The sequence below is a fragment of the Thermus arciformis genome (assembly GCF_900102145.1).
Lineage (GTDB): Bacteria > Deinococcota > Deinococci > Deinococcales > Thermaceae > Thermus > Thermus arciformis.
In genome coordinates, this window is sequence record NZ_FNBC01000039.1 from 1 (window position 1) to 6,027 (window position 6,027).

At 69.2% G+C, this 6,027-nt stretch carries 9 protein-coding genes and 1 pseudogene; 6 read left to right on the top strand and 4 right to left on the bottom strand.

Features of this window, described 5'->3' with window-relative positions:
* Positions 1-414, top strand: a pseudogene (locus BLP62_RS11110) (hypothetical protein); the annotation flags it as partial.
* A gap of 15 nt (positions 415-429) precedes the next feature.
* On the opposite strand, the gene BLP62_RS11115 reads toward BLP62_RS11110, so the two are convergent.
* Entirely contained in the window at positions 430-681 is a 252-nt protein-coding gene (locus BLP62_RS11115; protein ID WP_093008419.1) for an AbrB/MazE/SpoVT family DNA-binding domain-containing protein, read from the bottom strand.
* Positions 682-1,026: 345 nt separating this feature from the next.
* On the bottom strand, positions 1,027-1,356 hold the full coding sequence (locus BLP62_RS11120) for a hypothetical protein (RefSeq protein ID WP_093008420.1): 330 nt from the start codon (positions 1,354-1,356) through the stop codon (positions 1,027-1,029).
* Positions 1,357-1,449: 93 nt separating this feature from the next.
* Between BLP62_RS11120 and BLP62_RS14135 the strand changes: the two genes are divergently transcribed.
* The 3 genes from BLP62_RS14135 (at position 1,450) to BLP62_RS13805 (ending at position 3,251) form a co-directional block, all read left to right on the top strand.
* Positions 1,450-2,052 carry an AAA family ATPase gene (locus BLP62_RS14135; RefSeq protein ID WP_241374164.1) on the top strand — a complete coding sequence of 201 codons (603 nt, stop codon included), beginning with the start codon at positions 1,450-1,452 and terminating at the stop codon, positions 2,050-2,052.
* Positions 1,935-2,672, top strand: a complete 738-nt coding sequence (locus BLP62_RS14140; RefSeq protein ID WP_241374175.1) for an ATP-binding protein — start codon at positions 1,935-1,937, stop codon at positions 2,670-2,672. Before BLP62_RS14135 ends, BLP62_RS14140 begins: the two co-directional genes overlap by 118 nt.
* 258 nt (positions 2,673-2,930) lie before the next feature.
* Positions 2,931-3,251 carry a hypothetical protein gene (locus tag BLP62_RS13805; protein WP_176758208.1) on the top strand — a complete coding sequence of 107 codons (321 nt, stop codon included), beginning with the start codon at positions 2,931-2,933 and terminating at the stop codon, positions 3,249-3,251.
* 32 nt (positions 3,252-3,283) lie between these two features.
* Here the strand turns inward: BLP62_RS13805 and BLP62_RS11135 are convergent, their stop codons facing one another.
* Entirely contained in the window at positions 3,284-3,631 is a 348-nt protein-coding gene (locus tag BLP62_RS11135; RefSeq protein WP_093008421.1) for a hypothetical protein, read from the bottom strand.
* Positions 3,628-4,779 carry an AAA family ATPase gene (locus tag BLP62_RS11140; RefSeq protein ID WP_093008422.1) on the bottom strand — a complete coding sequence of 384 codons (1,152 nt, stop codon included), beginning with the start codon at positions 4,777-4,779 and terminating at the stop codon, positions 3,628-3,630. Before BLP62_RS11140 ends, BLP62_RS11135 begins: the two co-directional genes overlap by 4 nt.
* Before the next feature lie 631 nt (positions 4,780-5,410).
* Here BLP62_RS11140 and BLP62_RS11145 point away from each other — a divergent pair.
* Positions 5,411-5,719 (top strand): BrnT family toxin, encoded by a 309-nt coding sequence (locus BLP62_RS11145; RefSeq protein WP_241374166.1) that lies wholly within the window; start codon positions 5,411-5,413, stop codon positions 5,717-5,719.
* The coding region (locus tag BLP62_RS11150) for a CopG family antitoxin (protein ID WP_093008423.1) at positions 5,720-6,027 on the top strand (308 nt) is incomplete at its 3' end.

Consider the following 6,027-nt stretch of genomic DNA (forward strand, 5'->3'; position numbering starts at 1 on the left):
CGGGGGCACGCGCGGCTTCTGGCCCTGATGCGGTGGGATAGGGAGAGGCGGCTCTTGTGGCCCTGGGGTGGAGTGGTGGGGGAGGGCTACGCCCCAGACCCCCGGCTTGGGGGGGAGGTGCTGTTGCTTCTCCGTCAGGAGAACATCTTGAAGCGGTTTCCTCCTTCCCGGGGGTGGCTTTTGGCGGACGCGGGGTTTGACGGGAAGGAGGGGTGGGACCCCGAGGTGTACCGGTTTCGCGGGGTGGTGGAGGGAGTGTTTGGGGGGATGAAGACGCGGCTGGGTGGGGGGTACCTTTTGGAGCGGAAGCCTTGGACGGCGATGCTCCAGGCCTTTTTGGAGCTCATCGCCTACGGCCTTAGGGTTCTTCTCTCCCTTCTCCCGCCCCCTCCGGGGTACAAGGCAATTTACTAGGCAAGCCCAGTCTATTCACACTTCCTCCCAGGAGGCCCGCCAGGCCCTCTCCCGCGCCTGTGGCCAGGCCTCCTCGGAAACGGTGCCCCGGATCTGGTCCCGGAGGAGCCCTTTGAGGGAGGTCTTATGGGGCGGGGGGAGGAAGTAGAGCTCCACGTGGTCCCCCACCAGGCGCTGGACCACCCGCCAGTCCGGGCGGATCCCCAGGCGCTCCCGGATCTCCTTGGCGATGACCACTTGCCCCTTGGGGCCTACGGAGTAGGTCACTTGTTTCAGTATAACCCAAGCCGGTCCCGCTTCCCGGCCGTGGGCACCGCCGTTGGGGTTCCTAGGGGAGAGGGCGGGGAGCCGGTTCCACCCCCGCCCTCTCCGGGGCCCCCTAGGTGGCCTGGGCGGGACACCTGTGGCGGAGGGGGCAGCCCCTGCACCCCCGGCCGGCCACCGGGACGCCTTGGCGTAGGGCTTCTACCGCCCGCCGAAGGGCTTTCCCCGTCCGCCGGTAAGCGGAGCTTCCCACGGGGGCCAGGGCGTGGGGGAGGGCACGGTGAGGCGTTACTAGGAGGAGGCGGGGGCGGAGGCCGTTCCTCTGGGCGAAGCTTTGGAGGCCAAACGCTAGGGCATCGAGGGCGCCCCCCTTGGGGTTCGCCGTTCCCACCCACTTGAGCCCCACCGCCTCGCCCGACCCAGGAGGAGCCCGTCCAGCTGGGCCCGAACCACGGCCTGGGGGAAGCAGAGCTCCAGCCGGGCCCTGGCCCAGTAGCCCCGCTCGCGGTAGAGGGCGAGGAGGCGGTCCACCTCCCAGTGATGGGCCTCCCCCAGCTCCTCGCCAGGGCCCGGGCCCTTAGCCCTTTCCACCCGGCGCAACAGGCCTTGAAGAAGCCGCCTCGGGCAGCGGCCCACTAGGAGCTGGGCCACGTGGATGAGGGTGGGGTTCGCCTTCACCCTGCTCCGGTCCCCCGAGTCGGCCTCCGGGGTATGGTGGAATTTCAGCCGTGACGCGGTTGATTTTCAGCCAAGACTCGGCTAAGATGGGCCGTGTTTCCCAGGTATCTGGCAGACCCCGTTAAGCGCGCCCTCGAGGACCGCCCCGTGGTCCTCCTCCTCGGGGGGAGGCAGGCGGGGAAGTCCACTCTGGCCCAGGCCCAGGTGGCGGAAGGGCGCCTGGACCGCTACCTCACCCTGGACGACCTGACCCTCCTCGCCGCCGCCCAGCTGGACCCCCAGGGGTTCCTCTCGGGCCTCCAAGGCCGGGTGGTCCTGGACGAGGTGCAGCGGGCCCCGGGCCTCTTCCTCCCCCTGAAGGCCCTGGTGGACCGGGAGCGGCGCCCCGGGCGCTTCCTCCTCACGGGCTCGGCCAACGTCCTGGCTCTGCCCCGGGCCGCCGAGCACCTGGTGGGCCGCATGGCCCTTTCACCCTCTGGCCCCTCTCCCAGGGGGAGCTGGAGGGCCGGAAGGAGGGGTTCCTGTCCGCCCTCTTCGCCGAGGAGGTGCCGCCCGTGCAGGGGGAGGGGAGGTTGCCCCTGGAGCGGCTCCTCCGGGGCGGCTACCCCGAGGCGGTGCTCCTTCCCCCCGAAAGGCGCGGGGCTTGGTTCCGCGACTACCTGGCCACGGTCCTGGCCCGCGAGGTGCGGGAGCTGAGCCAGGTGGAGCGGCTTGGCGAGCTTCCGAGGCTCTATGCCCTCCTGGCGGCGAGGCCCGCCCAGCTCCTCAACTGGGCCGAGCTTTCCCGCACCCTAAGCCTCCCCGCCACCACCCTCAAGCGCTACTTCGCCCTACTGGAGGCCCTCTACCTGGTGCGGACCCTGCCCCCCTGGCAGGCCAACCTGGGTAAGCGCCTGACCAAAAGCCCCAAGATCCTGCCCACGGACCCGGGCCTTGCCCTCCACGCCGCGGGGCTTGACGAAACCCGCCTCGAGGGGAACCCCATCCTTCTGGGGAAGTACCTGGAGGCTTTCGTGGCCATGGAGGTGGTGAAACAGGCGGGCTACGCCGGAGTGGCGGTGGAGGTTTTCCACTACCGGAGCCACTCCGGGGAGGAGGTGGACCTGGTGTTGGAGGGACCGGGGGGGAAGGTGGTGGGGGTGGAGGTGAAGGCCCGGGGGAGCCTCCGCCCGGAGGACCTGCGGGGCCTGAAGTCCCTCGCCCAGGCCCTTGGCCCCCGCTTCCACCGGGGCGTGGTCCTCTACCTGGGGCGGGAGACCGTTCCCTTCGCCAAGGACCTCCACGCCCTCCCCCTCGAGGCCCTCTGGCGACTCTGAAACCCTAAGGTCGAAAAATGGCAGACCTCTGCCAGGCACGTCCCTAACACAGCTGAGGCGCTCTTTTCCCACCCCCCCTTCCTGTCACAGCTGGCAGACCTCTGCCAAGCACGTCCAGGACGAGGTCCATGTGGCCTCGCGATGGCTTTCACAAGGGCGGCGGGGTAGCGGAAGGCCTATTTGAGGTGGGGGTGATAACGGATTATAGACGGCCTAGGCCTTATTGGCAGAACTCTGCCACCCTCCTACACTGGAGCTATGCCACATGGTACGCACCTGCAGCGGATCGCCAGAGACGTCCGGGCTCGGCGGCTGGGCCAGGAGCCCCTCGAGCCAGGGGAGGCCAGCGAACCGGTACAGGTGAGGGCTCGGGAGGGGGTTCTTCAGCGGTTTAAGGAGCTCAGCGCCAAAGAGCGAGGCAAGGTGGTGGCCCTGGGCCTTATCGTCTACTACTACGAAGGCGGTCTGGAACCAGAAGAGCTCGAGGACGCCCTAGAGGAAATGGGGTGCGTCGCAGAGCTTATAGAACGCACACCAGACCCCGTTTGGAAATTCATTGAAAGGATCTGGGGCCGCTGAGGTCTACCCGGGCTTCTTCCACGCAGGGGCGGTCACGGGGAAGGGGACCGGGGCCTCACCCGGGCGATGACCTCCAGGCGCGGCGGGTTGCCGGCCCACACCCCGAGGAGCTCCACCTCCCGGGCCCCGGGGAACCTCTCCTCCAGCAGGGCCAGGTACTCCAGCAGCCACCCCTCGGTCAGCCCTGAAAGGGCTACCTTGAGGCGGGAGGGCCCGCCAAAGCGGGCAAAGTGGGCCTCCAGGTCCCCCTCCTCCGGGACGGCCAAGGCCCCGTGGACCACCCGGCCGTCCACCGTGACCCTGAGCCTGGGAGGCCGGAGAGCCCGCAGCTTGGCGGCTAGATCCGGGAGGCGGGCCCGGAGGGCGCCCCAGGCGGTCACAGCTCCACCTCCCACTCAGAACCCGCCTCTTCCTCGAGGGGCTCAAGCGTCCCGCGACCTTCCCCGGGATCGGCTTCGCCCACCCTTTGGGGCAAGGGGCTCTGCCCAAAATCAGCACCGCTCCTGAGGGCGCTTTCCCCCTTTTGGGCAAAGAAGTACTTGGAATCGACCAGACGGTAGGCCTTGGGGTTCCCCCGCCCTCCGAGCGCCACCTCCTTCACCTTCCCCCGGGTCCTCAGGTGCGCCAGGGCGGTTTTGGCGGTCCTCTCGCTCACGCTGGCCTGGGCCATGACGTCCTCGAGGAGGACCTTCCGGGGGAGGCCCTCTTCCCCTGCCTCCCGGAGGGCGCGGAGGATGGCGGCCTCGGCCCTGGCCACCAGGGTTTTTCCCTCCAGCAGGGGGTAGGGCTCGAGGGACCATCCCTCCCCCCCGTGGCCCTCCACCAGTTCCAGCCCCAGGGGTGAGGGAAGGGGAGCGTAGCGCTGCGTTAGGGCTACCAGGCGCACCACCTCCCTCCCCTCGGCCTCCCTAGGCGGCACCCGCTCTAGGGAAAACAGGGCCGCAGGGGAAGCCGCCCTAAGCGCCTCACCCAGAAGTCCCCTTGAAAAAGCACCAGAAGAAGGCCGGTCCTTCTCCTCAAGGAGCAGGAGGGTAAGGTCTAGATCTTGAGCCAGGGCGGCGGGGGCCCGCAGGGTGGCGGCCGCCCGGCGGGGGCTCCCCGCGTCCACCCCCAGGAGGGCGTTGCTGACACCGTCCAGAACGAGGAAGGCGGGGGGATTCCCCTTGAGCTCGGCCTCCAGGGCCGCCACGTCCTCCGGGGTGAGGCCTCGCTCCACCGCCCGGAGGTCCACGAGCCCCCGGTCGGCGTCCGGATGGGCGTTGAGAAAACGGTTTACCCAGAGGATGTAGCCCCACCCCTTAGGATCCTCGGCGTCCAGGAGGAGCGTCCGTCCATGCCGCACTGGGCGTTCGGCAAGGGATCCCTTTCCCTCGGGGCGGGCCGCCTGCACAGCCAGGAAGCCCATCAGGACCTTTCCCTGGCCCTGTGAAGCCCACAACAGGCTCGCGTGGCCCCGGGGAAAGAGGCCCTCCACTCCCCAGCCCACCCTCGGGGGTTCGGAGGGGAGGGTCAGCCGCCTCACCCCCACGGTCCACCTCTTCTTCCCCCCCAAGGGTGAGATGCCGAGGGAGCTTTGAAGTGAACAACCACCCGCCCGAAACCGGAGAAAGCCCCTTTAGGAAGGGGAGTATTTTGGGCAAGCGGGTTCGCCCAAAATCCTGCCCCTTGCCCAGAATCCCCACCGAGGTCCGAGGGGGGTCCGTGCCTACTCCGGAGGCTCGCCCCACCACGGCCTTGGCTCCCCCCTCGGGGGGCACCACCCACCACAGGGACGCGCTGAGCATCGCACCTCCGCCGCCCCGGCGGAAGGGGTAGAGGCTCGCCGGGGCGTGTACATGCTACCGGCGTTCGTTCTCGTTGCCGCGGCGCCTAGGGCAGGCCGGGCCCTGGCCGGAAAACCCAGGACCTGGATCCTTCCCAAAGCGGTGCACCGCAGCCGTTTCCCCCGGGCTATGGATGGTCGCATGCCTCATGGGTCCGCAGGCGCGCGGCCTAGGCCACCGGGCCGACGGCAGGCCCTCTCTCGGCGGAGAGCGGTAGAGAAAAAGGGGTGGCGTGGAGGGCCGTGGACCCATCTCCACCCCAAAGCCCCTAAGGAGGCTCGCCGTGAGGGCCGCCCCGGCCAGGTGGGTTCCAGCGGTCATCCCTCCCTCCCGTGTATGCCTTGGTATATACTGGAAATAGGAGGCCACCCCCTGGAGTTTGACTGGGACGAGGCCAACGTCGCCCACATTGCCCGGCACGGGGTGCGCCCCTGGGAGGCCGAGGAGGCCCTCACCGACCCCCTCCGCCTGGTCCTCAAGACCCGCTCCCAGCGGGGGGAGGAGCGCTGGGCGGCCCTGGGAGCCACGGAAGGGGGCCGGGTCCTCTTCCTGGTCTTCACTCGGAGGCGGGGCAGGGTACGGGTCATCACCGCCCGGGACGCCACCCCCGGGGAGAAGCGGCGGTACCGGAGAAGGGGGAAGTAGATGAGGAAAAAGCGCAAGGTGCAAAGCCTGGAGGAGATCCCCGAGTTCGGGAGCGAAGCGGAGGAGGCCCGCTTCTGGGGGGAGCACGAACTGGGCGAGCCCCTCCTGGAGGCCATGGCCCCGCCCCCGGAAGGCCTCCTGCCCCCTCCTCGCCCCAGGACGCGGGCCATCTCCCTGCGCCTGGACGAGGACCTCCTGCGGCGGCTCAAGGCCATGGCGAGGAGGAAGGGCAAGGGCTACCAGACCCTCCTCAAGGAGTTCGTGCTGGAGAGGCTCTACGAGGAGGAGAAGCGGGAAGGGGTCATTTA

What these genes read in the sequence shown, in the direction of transcription:
- BLP62_RS13805 (WP_176758208.1), top strand. Translation starts at nt 2,931, where the DNA reads ATGCCACATGGTACGCACCTGCAGCGGATCGCCAGAGACGTCCGGGCT.
- BLP62_RS11145 (WP_241374166.1), top strand. Translation starts at nt 5,411, where the DNA reads ATGCCTTGGTATATACTGGAAATAGGAGGCCACCCCCTGGAGTTTGAC.